Genomic DNA, 18,487 nt, shown 5'->3' with positions numbered 1-18,487 from the left:
CGAGTGTGTCGGTCTGTGATCGACCTGGTTGCCGCCCATCGTAGCGTCGGGCTTCACTGGGCTCCCGCGCCAGCATCTCGACGAGGAGAGCCATGACCACGCCCCGGCACACCCAGCCCCCGCGACGCCCCCGCACCATGGCCCTCATGGCGCCCGACGTCTTCGAGCAGCAGCTCGACGCCGTGCGCCTCGACCGCCTCGCCGGGCTCGCGACCCTCACCGACCTCGTGTGGACCGACACCGTCGACACCCCCGACGTCCGCGAGCGCGCCCGCGACGTCGAGGTGCTCCTCACCTCCTGGGGCGCACCCCGCCTCACCGCGGAGCGTCTCGACCACCTGCCCGCGCTGCGGGCGGTGGTGCACTGCGCGGGCAGCGTCCGCGGTCTCGTGAGCGACGCGCTCTGGGACCGCGGCATCCAGGTGACGACGGCCGCCGACGCCAACGCCATCCCGGTCGCGGAGTTCACGGTCGCCGCGGTGGTCCTGGCGAGCAAGAAGGCCCCTGTGCTGAGCGCCCTGGCACGTGAGCACCGCGAGGACTGGTCGTACCGCGGCACGGTCGGGCCCACGAGCACCTTCGGCCTGACGGTCGGGGTCGTCGGGTTCTCCCGGGTCGGGCGTCGCGTCGTCGAGGGGCTGCGGGCGCTCGAGGAGTGCACCGTCCTCGTGGTCGACCCCTACGCCGACCCCGCCGAGGTGGCCGCGGTCGGCGGGCGGCTCGTGAGCCTCGCGCAGATGCTCCCGCAGGTCGACGTGCTCTCGCTCCACGCGCCGTCGGTCCCCGCGACGGACCGGATGATCGGTGCGGCCGAGCTCGCGGCCCTCCCGGACCACGCGACCCTGGTCAACACGGCCCGCGGCAGCCTCGTCGACCATGACGCCCTCGCCCGCGAGTGCCGCACGGGGCGCCTGCACGCGATCCTTGACGTCACCGACCCGGAGCCGCTGCCCGCGGGCTCGGCCCTCTACGGGCTGCCCAACGTCATGCTCACCCCGCACGTCGCCGGGTCGCTGGGCACGGAGACCCTCCGGATGACCGCGAGCGCCCTCGACCAGCTCGAGCTCTACGCGTCCGGTCGCCCGCTCACCGCGGCCATGACGCGCGAGCGTCTGGAGGTCAGCGCGTGAGCCGGCCCGGCGTCCCCGGCCGTGGGACCCTGCTCGGTCGCGTCCCCGCGGACCACGCTCTCTCGCCGTGCACGGGGTGGACGCGGGCGCACTGGGCGGCGCTCGCGGACGACCTGCTGCTGTCGACGCGTCCGTTCACGAGCCCGGACGGCTCGCACGTCGACCTGCCGGGCCGCACCGGTGGGTACGGGCGGGACGTGGACGGTCTCGAGGGCTTCGCCCGGACCTTCATGCTGGCGGCCTTCCGGCTGGCGGGGGAGCGGGGGCACGACCCGCTCGACCTCGCGGGGCGGTACGCGGCGGGCTTCGCGGCCGGCACCGACCCGACCTCGCCGCGGCGCTGGACGCGCCCGGACGAGCACGGCCAGGCGAAGGTCGAGGCCGCGGCCCTCGCGATCGGGCTGGACATGACCCGGCCGTGGATCTGGGACCGCATGAGCCCGACCGTGCAGCAGCAGGTGGTCGACTACCTCGCGACGGTGGTGGGCGGGGAGTACCCGCAGACCAACTGGGTGTGGTTCCGCATCGTCGTCGAGACCTTCCTGCGGTCGGTGGGCGGCCCGTACTCATCGGAGGACGTCGAGTCCGACCTGGCGGCCCACGACACCTTCGTCCGGGAGGGCGGCTGGTACGCGGACGGGCCCGAGCGCAGCTTCGACCACTACACGGGCTGGGCGCTGCACCTGTACCCGGTGCTGTGGGCCCGGATGGCCCCGGACGACCCGCTCGTGGTGGCCCGGCGCCCGCGCCTGGACGCGCACCTCGACGACTACCTGCGGCAGGCGGTGGCGCTGGTCGGTGCGGACGGCGCCCCGCTGTTCCAGGGCCGCAGCCTCGTGTACAGGTTCGCGGCGGCGGCGCCGTTCTGGGCGGGGGCGCTCGCCGGGTCGTCGGTGCTGACGCCCGGGCAGGTGCGGCGCGCCGCGTCGGGGGTCGTCCGTCACTTCACCGAGCACGGTGTGCCCGACGAGCGCGGGCTGCTGACGCTCGGCTGGCACGGCGCGTGGCCCGACCTCGCGCAGCACTACTCGGGGACGGGGTCGCCCTACTGGGCCTCCAAGGGGCTGCTGGGGCTCGCACTGCCCGCCGACCACCCGGTGTGGACGGCCGTCGAGGAGTTGCTCCCGGTCGAGCGGGGAGACGTGCTCGCCGTGGCCCCGGCACCTGGCTGGCTGGTCTCGGGGACCCGCGACGACGGCATCGTCCGGGTGGTCAACCACGGCACGGACCATGCGCTGCCGGGGGACGACGTGAGCGACTCCCCGCTGTACGCGAGGCTCGGGTACTCGACCGTCACCTCGCCCGTCATGGGGCGGCGCGGCTGGACGGACCCGGTCGACCAGTCCGTCGCGCTCGTCGGGCCGGACGGCAGGCTGAGCCACCGGTCGGGCTTCGAGGCGCTGAGCGCGGGGACGGTGCGGCTCGAGGGTGGCGCAGGGACGGCGCCGTCCACCGCCGACACCGTCGGCACCGTCGCCGCCGTCGGGTTCTCCCGGGGGCGTGCGCACTGGGTGCACCCGGCCGGCGAGGTCCTCGACTACGGCTCGGGCCACCGGGGCGACGTGACCTGGGGGCCGTGGGTGACCACCGGGTCGGTGGTCCGCGGCGCCTGGGAGGTGCGCCTGGTGCGGGTCGCTCCAGCCGAGGGGGCGACGAGCGGCAGGCTCCGGGTCGCCGGGTGGGCCGTGTCGGGCGACCGGGCGCCGGTCCCGGTCGTCGACGGGGCGTCGACCCTGGTGAGCGCCCGGGCGTCGACGCCGACCCTCGTCTCCTCGGTCCGGGCCGCGGTCGGCGAGCTGGTGCCCGGCGTGGACGTCGAGCACGACGCCACGGCACTGGGGGCCTGCACCGCGGTGCCGTGGCTGACCACGGCGGGGGAGCCCGGCGAGGACTGGTACGCGGTGGTCGTCCGGCTGGCCGGAGCCACGGTCGACCCGGGGCCGACGCCGCGGGTCCGCGTCGAGGAGGACGTGGTCCACGTGACCTGGGGCGACGGTCTGCGGTGCCGCGCGGAGCTGCCCGGCGACGGTGCGCGGGGGGACCGCCTCGACGGGTGAGGTCTGGCTCCCGTGGCTGTCGGGTGTCGGTGGGGTGACGTATCGTTGTTCGAACAGGTGTTCGACACGTCACCTGTCGAGCGCCCTCCAGCGCTCCGCACGACGACGCCGGCAGGTGACCCCCGATGCACGCCCGACCTACCGCGCACCTCGAGGGCGCTGCCACCACCGCGCACCCTGACGACGACGCCCGTCCTGACGAGGTCACCAGCACCCCCGAGGCGGCGCGCACCGACCCTGCCGCGCGCGCCGCGCGAGCCCGTGAGGCGCTGCGCGCAGCCGAGCAGCGCACCGGCGCACGGTCCCTCAGCGTCGTGCCGGCCGCCGAGGTCGCGACCACCCTCGGCTCCGTCGACGCCGCACGCTCCGCCGTGCGCTCCGCGCCTTCGAGCCCGACCCTCTCCAGCCCAGCCCAGCTGGCGCTGACGGACCAGCCGGACCTGAGGGCACAGCCGACCGCGCCGGTCCCGTCAGCCCAGCCCGCTCCACCAGACCGACCGGTGCCGCTCCAGGCGGTCGACACGATCATCAGCACCGAGCGCCCACCCCTGCCCGTCCCCGCCGAGCTCGCACCGCTCCTGCCCGCAGGGCTGCGCCGCGGCATCACCGTCCAGGTCGACGGGTCGACCTCCGTGCTCCTCGCGCTCCTCTCCGAGGCGTCCCGCGCCGGCTCCTGGGCAGCCGTGGTCGGCGCCCCCAGCATCGGCCTGCTCGCCGTCGCCCAGGCCGGCATCGACCTCAGCCGCCTCGTCCTCGTCCCCGCCCCGGGCGCGCAGGCCGCCCCGGCGCTCGCGGCCCTGCTCGACGGCATGGACGTGGTGGTCGTCGGCCCCGAGGTCTCGCTCCTCGGAGCCGACCGCCGCAGGCTCGTCGCGCGGGCCCGGGAGCGGGCGAGCGTCATCGTCTCCCTGCGCCCGTGGCCCGGCGCGCACATGACCCTCGCCGCCGAGCGCAGCCGCTGGGCCGGGCTCGGGGCCGGTCGCGGTCGGCTGAGCAGCCGGGAGATGACCGTCACCCGCACCGACCGCGCCCACGGGACCACGTACCGCCACACGGTCACGCTGCCCTTCGCCCGTCCGACGGTCGCAGCCCCCGGCGTGGCAGCACCCGCACCTGTCGCCGCACCCGTACCGGTCACCGCGGCCGTACCGGTCACCGCGGCCGTGCCGGTCGAGACACCGGCCGCCGTCGCCACGGTGCACGTCACCCAGCCGACGCTCGCGCAGGTGGGCTGATGACCGCCACCAGCCCCGCCTCGACCAGCCCTGCCTCGACCAGCGCGGCCGCGACGCTGCACGTCCCGGGCGCCTCCGCGCACCGCACCGCCGTCGTGTGGGTGCCGGACTGGCCTGTCGTGGCAGCCATGCGCGCGGCCGAGGTGCCGGCGCAGCAGCCCGCCGCCGTGCACGACGGGCGGCGCGTGGTCGCCAGCTCGGCTCCGGCACGAGCCCAGGGGGTCCGTCGCGGCATGCGCCTGCGCACGGCGCAGGAGTGCTGCCCCGAGCTCGAGCTGCTGCCTGTCGACGACGCCCGTGACACCCGGGACTTCGAGCCCGTCGCGGTCGCCGTCGAGACGCTGGTCGCCGGCCTCGAGATCGCCCGGCCGGGGCTCCTGCTGCTGCCCGCCCTCGGAGCCACCCGCTACCACGGCTCGGAGGAGGAGCTCGCGCGGCGCCTCGTCGAGACCGTCGCCGAGCGCACCGGTCACGAGTGCCAGGTCGGTGTCGCCGACGGCATCCTCGCGTCCCTGCTCGCGGCGCGCACCGCCCTGCTGCTCCCGCCCGGTCAGACGCGCGAGTTCCTCGCCGCCCACCCTCTCGACGCCCTGCTGCACGCGGCCACCAGCCCGGACGCCGTGACCGAGACGCGCGAGCTCGTGCACCTGTGGACCCGCCTCGGGCTGCGCACCCTCGCCGACCTCAGCGCCCTCGCCGAGGCCGACGTCCACACCCGCTTCGGCGAGCGCGGGCGCTGGGCGCACCGCATGGCCCGCGGTGCCGACCTGCGCCCGCCGGCCCGCCGCAGGCTCGAGCCGGACATCGGCGTCGAGACCGCCCTCGACCCGCCCGTCGAGCGCGTCGACACCGCGGCCTTCGTCGCGCGGTCCCTCGCCGAAGACCTCTACGCCCTCGTCCTCGAGCGTTCCGTCACGTGCTCGCGGCTGCGCATCAGCGCGCACACCGAGTCCGGGCTGGCGCTCTCGCGCACCTGGCGCACCGACGACGGCGCCCTCGGCGGGCTGTCCGCCGCGCGGATCACCGACCGGGTCCGGTGGCAGCTCGAGGGCTGGCTGTCGGCCACCGGGGTCCGGGGCGAGGGAGACCCCGAGCCCTCCCCGCTGGTCCGGCTCGCGATCACCGCCGAGGGCGTCGTCGCGGCCGGTGCCCAGCAGGGGCGGCTGTGGGGTGCGGCGAGCGGCGACGAGCTGCGGGCCCGCCGCGTCACCGAGCGCGTCCAGGGCATCCTCGGCGGCGAGGGGGTGCTCAGCGCCACCCTCCAGGGCGGGCGCAGCGCCCAGGACCAGGTGCACCTCGTGCCATGGGGAGACACCCACCCGCCAGCACGAGCCCTCGACCGCCCCTGGCCCGGCCAGCTGCCGCCGCCCGCCCCCGCCACGGTCCCCGCCGAGCCCGCCGACGTCACCCTCCTCGACGCCGACGGTGCCCCGGTCCTGGTCAACGTGCGGCTGGCGACCAGCGGCGAGCCCGCCGTCCTGGTCACCTCGACCGGGCGGCACCGCGTCACCGGGTGGGCCGGCCCGTGGCCCCTCGCGGAGCGGTGGTGGGGCGAGACGGCCCGCCGCCGCGTGTACGTGCAGGTCGTCCTCGAGGACGACACCGCCCTGCTGCTCGCCTGCACCGGCGGGCAGTGGACCTGCGAAGCCCTCTACGACTGAGCCCTCTACGACCGAGCCCTCTATGACCGAGCCCTCTACGACAAGCCGAGACCACGAGCCTGTGAGCACATGACCGACCGCACCCGTACCGCAGCCCGGCCCGAGTACGCCGAGCTGCACGCCCACAGCGCCTTCAGCTTCCTCGACGGTGCCAACCAGCCCGAGGAGCTCGCCGCCGAGGCGTACCGCCTCGGGCTGACCGCCCTGGCCCTCACCGACCACGACGGCCTCTACGGCGTCGTGCGCTTCGCCGAGGCCGCACGCCAGCTCGGGCTGCCGACGATCTTCGGCGCCGAGCTCCACCTGCCCGACGCCGTCGGCACCCTCGACGCGCCCACCGGCGTCCCCGACCCCCGCTCCGAGCACCTGCTCGTGCTGGCCCGCGGGCCGCAGGGCTACCGCAACCTGTCGTCGGCGATCGCCGAGGGCCACCTGTCGACAGGGCGCAAGGGCGCCGCCGACCACAGCCTCGAGGAGCTCGGCGCCCGCGCCGACGGGCAGTGGCTCGTGCTCACCGGGTGCCGCAAGGGTGCGGTGCGCAGCGCCCTGGGGTCGGGGCCCACCTGGGACCCGCGGGGCGCGGCCACCCAGCTCGACCGGCTCGTCGCCACCTTCGGGCGGGACAACGTGGCCGTCGAGGTCACCAGCACCGGCGACCCCTACGACGACGAGCGCAACGAGCACCTGGCAGCGCTCGCCCACGCCGCCAGGGTCGACCTCGTCGCGACGACCGCCGCGCACTACGCCCACCCCCGTGACGCCGACCTCGCCGCCGCGCTGGCCGCCGTCCGGGCACGCTCGAGCCTCGACGACATGGACGGGTGGCTGCCCGGGGCCCCGTCGGCGCACCTGCGCTCGGCCGGCGAGATGCTCGCACGCCACAGCGCCCACCCCGAGGCGGTCACGGCCGCCGCGCGCCTCGGCGCGGAGTGCGCCTTCGACCTGTCCCTCGTCGCCCCGAACCTGCCGCCCTACCCCGTGCCCGCAGGGCACACCGAGGCCACCTGGCTGCGCGAGCTCGTCCGGCGCGGGGCCCTCCACCGGTACGGCCCGCGCGAGTCCGAGCGCGTCCCCGGCGCCTACGCGCAGATCGACCGCGAGCTGCGCATCATCGAGGACCTCACCTTCCCCGGGTACTTCCTCGTCGTCTACGACCTCGTCGAGTTCTGCCGGGTCAACGGGATCCTCGCCCAGGGCCGCGGCTCCGCGGCGAACTCCGCGGTCTGCTACGCCCTCGGCATCACCGCCGTCGACGCCGTCGCGCACGGGCTGCTCTTCGAGCGCTTCCTCGCGCCCGAGCGCGACGGGCCGCCCGACATCGACGTCGACATCGAGTCCCAGCGGCGCGAGGAGGTCATCCAGCACGTCTTCGACACCTTCGGGCGCCGGCACGCGGCCCAGGTCGCCAACGTCATCTCCTACCGGCCCCGGTCCGCCGTGCGCGACGCGGCCCGGGCGCTCGGCTACGACACCGGGCAGCAGGACGCGTGGAGCAAGCAGATCGAGCGCTGGGGGTCGCTGCGCCCTGCACCACCGTCGCCCGAGGCCGTCGCGGCAGGGATGCCCGAGGGCAAGCCCTACGGCGCGCTCGAGCAGCGCGAGCGCATCCGTGACCCGCTCGTGGAGCCGACAGCCCGTGACGACAGGGCGATGGCCCGCGAGGGCATGTGGGTCAAGGGTGGGCACGCGCCCCAGCGTGACACCGAGGACATCCCGGACGCCGTCGTCGACCTCGCCGAGAGGTTCCTGCGGCTGCCCCGGCACCTCGGCATCCACTCGGGCGGCATGGTCATGTGCGACCGTCCGGTGATCGAGGTGTGCCCCGTCGAGTGGGCCCGCATGCCCGGGCGCACCGTCCTGCAGTGGGACAAGGAGGACTGCGCCGACGCGGGGCTGGTCAAGTTCGACCTGCTGGGCCTGGGCATGCTCACCGCGCTGCGCATCGCCTTCGAGCAGGTGAGCACCCACGAGGGCGTCGAGCTCACGCTGCACGGCCTGCCGCAGGAGGACCCGGGCGTGTACCGGCTGCTGTGCGCGGCCGACACGATCGGTGTGTTCCAGGTCGAGTCGCGCGCGCAGATCTCCACGCTGCCCCGCCTGCAGCCCGACTGCTTCTACGACATCGTCATCGAGGTCGCCCTCATCCGCCCCGGGCCCATCCAGGGCAACTCCGTCCACCCGTACATCGCCCGCAAGCGCGGGCGGGAGAAGGTCACGTACCTGCACCCGCTCCTCGAGAAGTCGCTCGGCAAGACGCTCGGTGTCCCGCTGTTCCAGGAGCAGCTCATGCAGATGTCGATCGACCTGGCCGACTTCACCCCGACCGAGGCCGACGCGCTGCGCCGCGCCATGGGCTCCAAGCGCTCGACCGAGAAGATGGAGGCGCTCCACGAGCGCCTGCTGAGCGGCATGGAGAAGAAGGGCATCGACCGCGTCGCGGGGGAGGAGATCTTCGACAAGCTCAAGGGCTTCGCCGACTTCGGGTTCCCCGAGTCGCACGCCTACTCCTTCGCGTACCTCGTCTACGCGAGCGCGTGGCTCAAGGTGCACCACCCCGAGGCGTTCTACGCGGGGCTGCTGGCCGCCCAGCCGATGGGCTTCTACTCGCCCCAGTCGCTCGTGGCCGACGCCCGCCGCCACGACGTGCCCGTGCTGCGCCCCGACCTGCTCGCCTCGCAGCCCCAGGCGGCCGTCGAACCAGCCCCTGGGAGCGCGCGCGGGCTGGCCGTCCGCCTGGGCCTGGCGTCGGTGCGCACGGTGACCACCGAGGTCGCCGAGCGTCTCGTCGCAGAACGCACGGAGCACGGACCGTTCCTCGACCTGCGGGACCTGGCCCGTCGGGTCCGGCTGACCACGGCCCAGCTCGAGGCGCTCGCGACGGCCGGCGCGCTCGACTGCCTCGGCGTCGAGCGCCGCGAGGCCCTGTGGGCGGCGGGCGCGCTCGCGCAGGAGCGACCCGACACCCTGCCCGGCGTGTCGGTCGGGGTCTCCGCGCCGATGCTCCCGGGGATGAGCGAGGTCGAGACGGCCGTCGCCGACACCTGGTCGACGGGCGTGACCACCGAGTCGTACCCCACCCAGTACGCGCGCCCGGGGCTGGTGCGGGCCGGGGCGATCACCGTCGAGGAGTGCCGCACGGCGGAGGAGGGTCGGCGTGTCGCCGTGGGCGGGGTGGTCACGCACCGCCAGCGCCCAGGCACCGCGCGGGGTGTGACCTTCCTCTCACTCGAGGACGAGACGGGGCAGCTGAACGTCATCTGCTCGCCCGGTCTGTGGCAGCGATTCCGGCGTGTCGCCCGGACTTCTGCGGCTCTCGTGGTGCGCGGGCGGCTGGAACGCAACGACGGCGCCACGAACCTCGTCGCCGAGCACCTGTCGGCCCTGTCCTTGCAGGTCACGACAACTTCACGAGACTTCCAATGAACCGAGGGGTTTTCATCCGCACGCGAGCCGACCAATGTGGCTACTCTGAATCGATGCCCAGGATCGGACCACTCGTCGCGTACCCGCTCACCCCACGTGGGGAGGACGGGCGTCTGCTGACCGGCTCGTTCGAGCGACTGGTCGACGACGCGATCACCGCAGGCGCGAACGCCGTCGGTGTGCTGGGCAGCACGGGCGGCTTCGCCTACATGCCGCGCACCGCCCGCAAGCGCATCACCCGCAGCGCCGTCGAGGTCGCCGACGGCCGGGTGCCGGTGATCGTCGGCGTCGGCGCGCTGAGCACCGCGGAGGTCCTCGCCAACCTCGCCGAGGCGCACAGCGTCGGTGCGAGCGGCGCGCTCCTGCAGCCCATGGCCTACCAGCCGCTGACCTTCGACGAGATCTACGGCCTCTACAAGGACGCCTCGGCCGCTACCGAGATCCCGCTGTGGGTCTACAACAACCCCGCGACCACCGGCCACCGGTTCTCCGTCGAGCAGCTCACCAAGATCGGCCGCCTCAGCGCCGTCGCGGGATTCAAGGACCGCGCCGCGAACGCGACCGACGCCAAGGACCGCATGGAGCGCATCGCGGGGGCCATGCCGCCGCGGACCGCCCGGCAGATCGACTGGGGGTTCAGCGGCGACGGCATCGGTGCCCAGGTGCTGCTCGCCGGCGCGTCCACCTGGCACTCCGGGCTGGCCGGCGTGCTGCCCGAGATCTGCGTCGCGATCGCCCAGGCCGCCACGTCCGGGCACGCCCCGCACGCCCGCGTGCTCCAGCGCCAGCTGACGCCGCTGTCCATCATCGTGCGGCAGTACGGCGGCATCCGGACCGCGCACAGCATCGCCCAGATGCTCGGGCTCGACGCCGGGACGCTCCCGCGCCCCCTCTCGCCGCTGCCCGCCGACGCCCGCACCCTGGTCCGCATGGCCCTCGAGGGCATCTCGGTGGCCGACGCGCCGGACGAGGACGACGCCGCCCCGGAGCACGACACGCCGACGGCGGACGCCGCACCGCAGGCGGTCGAGGTCGTGGAGCGTCGTGCGGCACCGGCACCGGCACCGGCCGAGACCGACGTCGAGCCGGTCGCTGAGCCCGTCGCTGAGCCGAGCCCGGACGTCTTGCTCGACGCTGCCCCCGAGCCCGAGCCCGAGCCCGAGCCCGAGCCCGAGCCCGAGCCCGAGCCCGAGCCCGAGCCCGAGTCCGTCGTCGTGGCCGAACCTGCCGTTGAGCCTGAGCCTGAAGCCCCGGTGGCGCGCCGTGCCGCTCCTGCGAGGACGCGGGCTGCGGCACGCACGGCGTCGGGCGCTGCCGCGGACGTGACGCCGGACGCCGGGTCCGGTGAGCAGACGCCGGAACCGCGCGCACGAGCCGCGCGCCGCCCGGAGCCGACCAAGACCGGGGCTGTCATGGTGACACCAGAGGCAGCCCTGCCTTCGCGCCCGGCTCCGGTCCGCTCTGACGACGCCTCGACCTTGGTGCCGGCCGCTACCCCCGCGGCGAGCCCAGCGCCTGCCGCACCTGCGTCTGCCACCCGGGCTCCGACCGCCCCGGCGACAAGTCCGGCGCCGGCCTCTGCTGCTACCGCCGTCCCGCCCCCGCGGTCCCTCGGACGCAGCCGGACGGAGCAGCCGCGCCGCGTCCGCACGCCGCCGACGCCGGTCACGGACGAGGACGAGGTCACGCCCGACGACACCACGTCGGGCAGGTCCGGGCGCCACTCGGGCTGACAGACCCCGCGTCACGCCCGCGCGGAGCCCGGTCCGGTTCGAGACCTCGCCCCGCGTGTCCTAGGGTCGTGGGATGCGAAGCGTCGAGCTCATCGAGTCCTGGCCGGTCGAGAACGTCGGGACGGCGGTCGTCGCGTCGAGCGGCGAGGTGCTGGCCTCCCACGGTGACCTGGACCGCGTGTTCCCGCTCGCCTCGGTCTCCAAGCTCCTCACGGCCTATGCGGCCCTCGTCGCGGTCGAGGAGGGCGCTGTCGGGCTCGACGACCCGGCCGGACCGGACGGCGCGACCGTCCGCCACCTGCTGGCGCACACCGCCGGGTACGACTTCTCGGAGCGCACCGTCCGTGCGGCGCCGGGGGAGCGGCGCATCTACTCGAACGTCGGCTTCGAGGTGCTCGCCGAGACCATCGCCGAGCGCTCCGGCATCGACTTCGCGAGCTACGCCCACGAGGCCGTCCTCGTGCCGCTCGCCATGACCTCGACCGACGTGTCCGGCTCGCCGGCTGCCGGCGCCAGCTCCACCGTCGCCGACCTCGCGCGCTTCGCCGCCGAGCTCCAGCAGCCCACACTGCTGCACCCTGAGACGGTCGCCGAGGCGACGTCCGTGGTGTTCCCCGGGCTCGACGGCGTCGTCCCGGGCTTCGGCCGTCAGCGCCCCAACGACTGGGGCCTGGGCTTCGAGATCCGCGACGGCAAGACGCCGCACTGGACGGGTGCGCAGAGCTCGCCGAAGACCTTCGGCCACTTCGGGCAGTCAGGGACCTTCCTCTGGGTGGACCCCGAGGCACGGCTCGCGTGCGTCGCGCTGACCGACCGCGACTTCGGTCCGTGGGCCGCCGAGGTGTGGCCGACCTTCACCGACGCCGTGCTCGCCGAGCACGGTCGGTAGCCCAGACCCGCCTGGGTCCAGGTGGCTCCGGCCGGCTGGATCTCCCCGAGACGCAGAACGACCCCCGTGTGTGGACACGGGGGTCGCGCTGCCTGCTGTCTCAACAGTCTGGTACCGGACGCTGAGGTCCGGAAGTCTGGATCAAGCATACGCCCTCACGGAGCGCCTCGGTGCTCACCCCAGGTGCCGTGCTGCTGCGGCGTGCACCGCGGCCGAGGTCTGGTCGAGGGCGGACGTCCGCAGGGACCACTGCTGCCAGTAGAGCATGACGTCGGTGCGGTGCTCGGGGTCGAGCTCGACCAGCGCGCCGGAGCGGAGGTCGTCGAGGCACTGCTGGTCGGGCAGCAGGCCCCACCCCATCCCGAGCCGGACGGCGTCGGCGTAGTCGGCCGACGACGGGACGTGGTGCCGCGGGGGGACAGCCGCCGGGACGCCACGGGCGCGGAGGTAGGCGTCCTGCAGGTCGTCCTTGCGGTCGAACACGACGACGGGGGCGGCGCGGAGGGAGTCGACGTCCGGTCCGTCCGAGGCCGGGGGCTCCGAGAACCACCGGTCGGCGAAGACCCTCGACGCCACGACCCGGTAGGTCATGACTCCCAGCCGGCTGACGGTGCATCCCTGCACCGGCCGTGACGCGGTGGTCACGGCGGCCATCACCGTGCCGTCGCGCAGCAGGGCGGCGGAGTGGTCCTGGTCCTCGCGGTGGATGTCGAAGCTCACCGCCCCGGACAGCGGGGCGAGTGCCCCGAGGACCCAGGTCCCCAGGGAGTCGCTGTTGATCGCCACGGGGACGACCGCTGGGCTGGTGCTCTGGCCGGCGCCGGCCACCTCGACCTCGGTGTCGTGGACGAGCGCGGCCACCTGCCGGGCGAGCCGCAGGTACGGGGCGCCCGCGTCGGTCACGGTGACGGGCCGGGCGCGCCGCACCAGCACCTGGCCGACGGTGGTCTCGAGCGCCTTGATCCGCTGGCTGACCGCCGGTGGCGTGATCCGGAGCGCGTCGGCCGCCGCCTCGAAGGACTCCTCGTCGACGACGGCGGCGAGGGCGGCGAGGTGGTGGAGCTCGACAGGTGACATCAGCCGATCTTATCCGTCGTCATCCCGTGTTATTCGACGTAGGACGGTGCGGTTCCTAGGTTGGGTGCGTGCCCACCTCACTCCTCGCAGCCCTGTCCGGCGCGGCCTTCGGTCTCTCGCTCATCGTCGCCATCGGCGCCCAGAACGTCTTCGTGCTGCGCCAGGGCCTGCGACGCAGCCACGTGCTGCCCGTCGTGCTGGTGTGCGCGGTATCGGACGTCGTGCTCATCTCCGCCGGTGTCGCCGGCCTCGGCGGGATCCTCGACCGGGCGCCCGGGGTCGCCACGGCTGCCCGCGTCGCCGGCGCAGCGTTCCTGCTCGGCTATGCGGTGCTCGCCGCGCGTCGCGCGCTCCGACCGGCCGAGGTCGAGGGCCTCGAGGCCGAGCGCGGCACGGGGTCCCGGAGCGCAGCGGTCCTCACGGCGCTCGCCCTCACCTGGCTCAACCCGCACGTCTACCTCGACACCGTGCTGCTCCTCGGGTCGGTCGCCGCGTCGCACGGTGACCTCCGGTGGTGGTTCGGCCTCGGCGCGACGACAGCGAGTCTCGTGTGGTTCACCGCCCTGGGCTTCGGGGCCCGCCTGGTGGCACCGCTGTTCGCCAGGCCCGGGGCGTGGCGCGTCCTGGACGGCGCGATCGCCGTCGTCATGCTCGCCATCGCGGTCGGGCTGCTCGCGGGCATCTGATCCCTCGCAGCCAGCCCCGCGCCGAGCCAGCCGTCCTGGAGGCGCGTCCTACTCGCCGGTCGTCCCGTCGACGGCCTCGCGCAGCAGGTCGGCATGGCCGTTGTGGCGCGCGTACTCCTCGACGAGGTGGACGAGGACCCAGCGCAGGCTCGCGGTGCGTCCGTCGGCGAACGGTCGCCGTGCGAGCGTCTCCAGACCGCCGTCCGCGAGGGCCTCGGCCACGGCTGTCCGCGACCGCTGGGTCGCGGCATCCCAGAGCGAGTGCAGCTCGTCGGGGGAGTCCTGCGCCGCAGACGTCCAGTCCCAGTCGGGTTCTACCGTCCAGTCGACGTCGTCCCACGGGGCGCACCGCTCCTCGCCGCGGAGCCAGCGCACCGACCAGTCGTCCTCCACGTAGGCGAGGTGCTTGAGCAGGCCGCCGAGGGTCATGGTCGACACGCCGACGGTCGTGGCGAGCGCCTCGGCGTCGAGACCGGCGCACTTCCACGCGAGCGTCGCCCGGTGGAAGTCGAGGAAACCGAGGAGCGTCGACACCTCGTCCCCGGCCAGCGGTGGTTCAGGGCGGCCCTGCTCGTCGACGTCGGTCACGGTGGGAAGCCTAGCGGTCGGCGGCGCAGGTGCTGGCGGCGTGCTCGCAGGTGGGCGCATGATGGGACCCTGAGCGGGGTGGGTCGACGACCCGGCCCCGCACCGCCCCGTCCGGTGGCCTGCGCCGTCGGCTCGGTCGATGACAGGAGCACCATGGCCGGAGTCTCGCACGACATCGCTCTCGTGGCCCACGACAACAAGAAGGTCGAGCTGCTGCGCTGGGCCGAGTTCAACCGCGGGACCCTGTCCCACCACAACCTGTTCGCGACAGGCACCACCGGCACCATGCTCGAGTACGAGCTCGGTCTGCCGGTGACACGCCTGCTGTCCGGTCCGGTCGGCGGCGACCAGCAGATCGGCGCGAAGATCGCCGAGGGGCTGATCGACATGCTCGTGTTCTTCTGGGACCCCCTCGAGCCGCAGCCGCACGACCCCGACGTCAAGGCGTTGCTGCGGATCGGAGCGGTGTGGAACGTCCCCATGGCGTGCAACGTCCCGACCGCCGACATGCTCATCTCGTCGCCGATGCTCGCCGACAGCTGGACCGGCCGCCCCGAGATGGTCTCCCGTGACTGGGTGCGCCAGACCGAGGCGCTCTGAGCCTGGGTACAGCTAGCGCGAGCCGCCGGACAGCGCCGCCGTGACGATGGCGAGCGCCTGGGCCGGGGCGAGCCCCAGCTCAGCGGTGCGGGCCCGGTAGGCCTCCGCCGCAGCCTGGGCGAGGCGCTCGCCCGGGTCCCCGTGCGGCGACACCACGGTGCCGTTGCGACCGCGGGTCTCGACGACCTCGTCGTGCTCGAGCGCGCGGTACGCCTTGGCGACGGTGTTCGCCGCGACGCCGAGCTCGGTGGCCAGCGTCCGCACCGGGGGCAGCCGCGCGCCCGGCGCGAGGTCGCCGGACCGCACGGCGGCGAGCACCTGGGTGCGGATCTGCTCGGACGGGGGAGCGGTGTCGTCAGGGTCGATCGTGAACATGTGTGCTGGTCCTCAGGTCGGGTGCGCCCGAGCCTAGCGGCAGGACCGTGACAGCCTCACCCCTGCGGCACGATCTGCTGGATCGCCCAGGTGTTGCCGTCAGGGTCGGTGAACCCGGTGAAGCGTCCCCACGGCAGGTCCTGCACCGCCGGGGCGTCGACCCCGCGCGCGAGGAGGTGCTCTCGCGCCGCGTCGGCGTCGTCCACGACCACCTGCAGCCCGTGCAGAGAGCCCGGCGGCATCTCGGTCATGGTGAGGTCGAGGACGATCGAGCACGCCGAGCCGGGTGGCGTGAGCTGGACGAACCGCAGCTCCTCGGAGACGGTGACGTCGTGGTCGGCCACGAACCCCACCTGGTCGACGTAGAAGGCCTTCGCGCGGTCGATGTCGCTGACCGGGACCTGGACGAGCTCGAGCCTGAAGTCCATGAGACTGCTCCTTCACCGAGGGGCGACGCTGACCTCTCGATCATCGTCCTCACGCCCCGTCGGCACCAGACCCGGGCCCGGTCCAGCCGAGGCACAGGTGGCCGAACCCGTCGGCCTCAGCCGCGGTCGACGTAGCGGAACGCGTGGACGACGGCGGGTCCGCCGACAGCACGGACTCCGACCACGCGACCGGTGAACCCGCCTGCCACCTCGGTCGACAGGTAGCGGCCGTCGACCCGGGCGAGCTCGGTGTCGGTGCCGTCCTGGGAGACGAGCAGCCGGAGGTCGTCGGGACCCGCGTGCGTCGGGTCGGCGGCCTCGACCACCAGGGTGACGCGGCGTGCACCGACAGCGACCTCGGCGCCGACCTCGCTCTCGAGCGGACCGATCCGAACGACCGCGCGGGCGACGCCTGCCTCGAGCAGCACCTCGCACCAGTGCGCGTCGTCGAGCCGTACCCGCAGCGCGACGCCCGACGAGACCACGCTCTCCGGAGCCGCGTCCGATGGTGCTGCTGCGTCGACGTCTGCCTCGGCCCGCCAGCGCAGCCCTGCGGTCCGTGCGGCGAGGATGCTCGCGTCGCCCGACGGCGACTGGACGGGTGCCAGCACGAGCCGACCCCGCCCCTGCTCGCGGACGACCTCGTCGACCGACGCGCTCGGCACCACCCAGCGGGGGTGGAGCCCTGGCCCGTCGAGCTCGTCGACGAAGGAACGGTCGACCGGGACCTGTGAGAACCGGTGCTCGTCGACCACGGGCCACCCGTCGACCCAGTCGACGCCGGCGAGGAAGGTCTCGCGGCCGTTGACGTGGAACAGCGGGGTCGTCCCGGCCGGGCGCACCCCGAGGTAGACGACGGCCCAGCTGCCGTCGGCGAGCTCGACGAGGTCGGCGTGCCCGGTGTTCTGCACGGGGTGCGTGGTGCTGCGGTGCGTGAGCATGGGGTTGTGCGGCGCGGGCTCGAACGGCCCCTCGGGCGAGGTCGACCGTGCGACGGCGACGGTGTGACCGCGCTCTGTGCCGCCCTCGGCGATCACGAGGTACCACCAGCCGTCGTGCTCGTAGAGGTGCGGGGCCTCGGGGTGCGCCAGACCGCTGCCCTGCCAGAGGCGGTGCGGTCCGTCGAGCACCTCGCCGCTGGTGAGGTCGACGCGCGCCTGGGTGATGCCCGGCGCGTCGGCGGTGGTCGAGCAGTAGGTGACGTAGCAGCTGCCGTCGGCCGACCACGCGAGGTCGGGGTCGATGCCCACGAGCCCGGGGATGCGGGTGGCCGACGACCACGGTCCGCCCGGGGCCTCGGTCGAGACGAGCAGCTGGCCCCCGCCCCCGGACACGTCGGTGGTGACGAGCCAGAAGCGCCCGTCGTGGTGGCGCAGCGTCGGGGCGTACACGCCCTGGCTCGCACCGGCGGTCGCTGCCGTGAACTGGTCGTCGCGCTCGAGCACGTTGCCCACGAGGGCCCAGGTCAGCAGGTCGGTGCTGTGCCACAGCGGGACGCCGGGCGAGTACTCGAAGGAGGAGCAGGCCAGGTAGTAGTCGTCGCCGACACGGCATATCGAGGGGTCGGGGTGGAAGCCCGGGACGATCGGCTGCACGCTCGTGAGCGTGGCGTCGGCGGGTCGCCGCGGCGCGGTCTCCTGGTCCGAGAGCCCAGGTGCGGCCGAGGCGGAGACGGGTGTGGTGGTGGTGGAGGTCATTTGATTCCTGTCACGGCGATGCCTTGGGTGAAGTAGCGCTGGAGGGCGACGAACAGGAGCAGCACGGGAGTGATCACCAGCACCGACCCGGCGAGCAGGACGCCGTAGTTCGTCGAGTTCTGGCCGACCGAGTACAGGGACAGCGCCACCGGGAGGGTGTACATGTCCTCGGACTGGGCGACGACCAGCGGCCAGAGGAAGTTGTTCCACGAGCCGAGGAAGGTGAGGATCGCGAGCGTGGCGAGAGCGGGCCCGCACAGCGGCATGATGATCCCCGCGAAGATCCGGACCTCGCTGGCCCCGTCGATGCGGGCCGCCTCGAGCAGGGCGTCCGGGATCTCCTGGATGAACTGGCGCATGAGGAACACGCCGAGCGGGCCGGCGAGGAACGGCAGGATGAGTGCCGCGTAGGTGCTGACGAGCCCGAGCTTGCTCACCACGACGAACAGCGGCACGAAGGTGACGACCCCCGGGACCATGAGCGTGACGAGCACGAGCGCGAAGACGATCCTCTTGCCGGCGAACTCGAGCTTGGCGAGGGCGTAGCCGACCATCGAGCAGAACAGCAGCGTGCCGAGCACGGTGAACAGCGCGACCACCACGCTGTTGACGAAGTAGGTGGCGATGTCGAGCCGGCCGAACCAGGCGGTGAAGTTCTCCCAGGTGAACGTCTCGGGCCACCAGGTCGGCGGTCGGCGCAGCAGCTCTTGCTGCGTCTTGACGGACCCGAGGTACATCCAGACGAAGGGCACCAGGGTGACGACGACGGCCCCCGTGAGGAGCGCGTAGACGACGGCGCGGGCACCGAGGCCGCGGCGCGGGCGCCGGGTCCGTCGGGACGCTGGGGAGGACGACGCCGTGCGGCTGGGACTCGTCCGGGTGGTGGGGGCGTCGGTGACGGTCATGAC

General features: G+C 74.1%; 15 protein-coding genes. 9 read left to right on the top strand and 6 right to left on the bottom strand.

Annotation, left to right across the window (positions count from 1 at the left end; genetic code table 11):
- The first annotated feature begins 92 nt into the window (after positions 1-92).
- The 7 genes from SKED_RS10460 to SKED_RS10420 all read left to right on the top strand — a co-directional run bounded on the left by SKED_RS10460 (position 93) and on the right by SKED_RS10420 (position 12,128).
- A complete protein-coding gene (locus SKED_RS10460; RefSeq protein ID WP_012867120.1) occupies positions 93-1,130 on the top strand; it encodes a hydroxyacid dehydrogenase in 1,038 nt (345 codons plus the stop codon).
- Positions 1,127-3,187 (top strand): DUF2264 domain-containing protein, encoded by a 2,061-nt coding sequence (locus tag SKED_RS10455; RefSeq protein ID WP_012867119.1) that lies wholly within the window; start codon positions 1,127-1,129, stop codon positions 3,185-3,187. The genes SKED_RS10460 and SKED_RS10455 overlap by 4 nt, the downstream gene beginning before the upstream one ends.
- Positions 3,188-3,312: 125 nt before the next feature.
- A complete protein-coding gene (locus tag SKED_RS10450; RefSeq protein WP_012867118.1) occupies positions 3,313-4,422 on the top strand; it encodes a hypothetical protein in 1,110 nt (369 codons plus the stop codon).
- A complete protein-coding gene (locus SKED_RS10445) occupies positions 4,422-6,083 on the top strand; it encodes a DNA polymerase Y family protein (RefSeq protein WP_012867117.1) in 1,662 nt (553 codons plus the stop codon). The genes SKED_RS10450 and SKED_RS10445 overlap by 1 nt, the downstream gene beginning before the upstream one ends.
- Before the next feature lie 69 nt (positions 6,084-6,152).
- Entirely contained in the window at positions 6,153-9,506 is a 3,354-nt protein-coding gene (locus tag SKED_RS10440; protein ID WP_012867116.1) for an error-prone DNA polymerase, read from the top strand.
- A 53-nt stretch (positions 9,507-9,559) separates the two neighbouring features.
- Complete coding sequence (locus SKED_RS19015; protein WP_012867115.1) at positions 9,560-11,239, top strand: dihydrodipicolinate synthase family protein; 1,680 nt, start codon at positions 9,560-9,562, stop codon at positions 11,237-11,239.
- 73 nt (positions 11,240-11,312) lie between these two features.
- Complete coding sequence (locus SKED_RS10420; RefSeq protein ID WP_012867114.1) at positions 11,313-12,128, top strand: serine hydrolase domain-containing protein; 816 nt, start codon at positions 11,313-11,315, stop codon at positions 12,126-12,128.
- Between the two features lie 174 nt (positions 12,129-12,302).
- On the opposite strand, the gene SKED_RS10415 is transcribed toward SKED_RS10420, so the two are convergent.
- A complete protein-coding gene (locus SKED_RS10415) occupies positions 12,303-13,205 on the bottom strand; it encodes a LysR family transcriptional regulator ArgP (RefSeq protein WP_012867113.1) in 903 nt (300 codons plus the stop codon).
- Between the two features lie 68 nt (positions 13,206-13,273).
- Here SKED_RS10415 and SKED_RS10410 point away from each other — a divergent pair, with 68 nt between their 5' ends.
- Positions 13,274-13,891: a LysE/ArgO family amino acid transporter gene (locus SKED_RS10410; protein ID WP_012867112.1), complete on the top strand. Its 618-nt coding sequence runs from the start codon at positions 13,274-13,276 to the stop codon at positions 13,889-13,891.
- Positions 13,892-13,939: 48 nt separating this feature from the next.
- Here the strand turns inward: SKED_RS10410 and SKED_RS10405 are convergent, their stop codons facing one another.
- Positions 13,940-14,479: a DinB family protein gene (locus SKED_RS10405; protein ID WP_012867111.1), complete on the bottom strand. Its 540-nt coding sequence runs from the start codon at positions 14,477-14,479 to the stop codon at positions 13,940-13,942.
- 153 nt (positions 14,480-14,632) lie between these two features.
- Here SKED_RS10405 and SKED_RS10400 point away from each other — a divergent pair, with 153 nt between their 5' ends.
- Complete coding sequence (locus SKED_RS10400) at positions 14,633-15,079, top strand: methylglyoxal synthase (RefSeq protein WP_012867110.1); 447 nt, start codon at positions 14,633-14,635, stop codon at positions 15,077-15,079.
- 12 nt (positions 15,080-15,091) lie between these two features.
- Here the strand turns inward: SKED_RS10400 and SKED_RS10395 are convergent, their stop codons facing one another.
- From SKED_RS10395 to SKED_RS10380, 4 genes are all read right to left on the bottom strand, one after another.
- Positions 15,092-15,454, bottom strand: a complete 363-nt coding sequence (locus SKED_RS10395) for a GntR family transcriptional regulator (protein WP_012867109.1) — start codon at positions 15,452-15,454, stop codon at positions 15,092-15,094.
- A gap of 56 nt (positions 15,455-15,510) precedes the next feature.
- The gene (locus tag SKED_RS10390) at positions 15,511-15,882 is read right to left on the bottom strand and encodes a VOC family protein (RefSeq protein ID WP_012867108.1); all 372 of its coding nucleotides are present in this window, start codon (positions 15,880-15,882) and stop codon (positions 15,511-15,513) included.
- Positions 15,883-15,998: 116 nt separating this feature from the next.
- Positions 15,999-17,579, bottom strand: coding sequence for a glycoside hydrolase family 43 protein (locus tag SKED_RS10385; protein ID WP_012867107.1), 1,581 nt, complete (start codon positions 17,577-17,579; stop codon positions 15,999-16,001).
- Positions 17,576-18,484 carry a carbohydrate ABC transporter permease gene (locus SKED_RS10380; RefSeq protein ID WP_012867106.1) on the bottom strand — a complete coding sequence of 303 codons (909 nt, stop codon included), beginning with the start codon at positions 18,482-18,484 and terminating at the stop codon, positions 17,576-17,578. The genes SKED_RS10385 and SKED_RS10380 overlap by 4 nt, the downstream gene beginning before the upstream one ends.
- Between the last annotated feature and the right edge of the window lie 3 nt (positions 18,485-18,487).

The sequence above is a fragment of the Sanguibacter keddieii DSM 10542 genome (genome assembly GCF_000024925.1).
In the GTDB taxonomy this organism is placed as follows: Bacteria; Actinomycetota; Actinomycetes; order Actinomycetales; family Cellulomonadaceae; genus Sanguibacter; species Sanguibacter keddieii.
The sequence above is the reverse complement of the archived record's forward strand: the minus strand, read 5'-3'. Positions and strand labels throughout refer to the sequence as shown.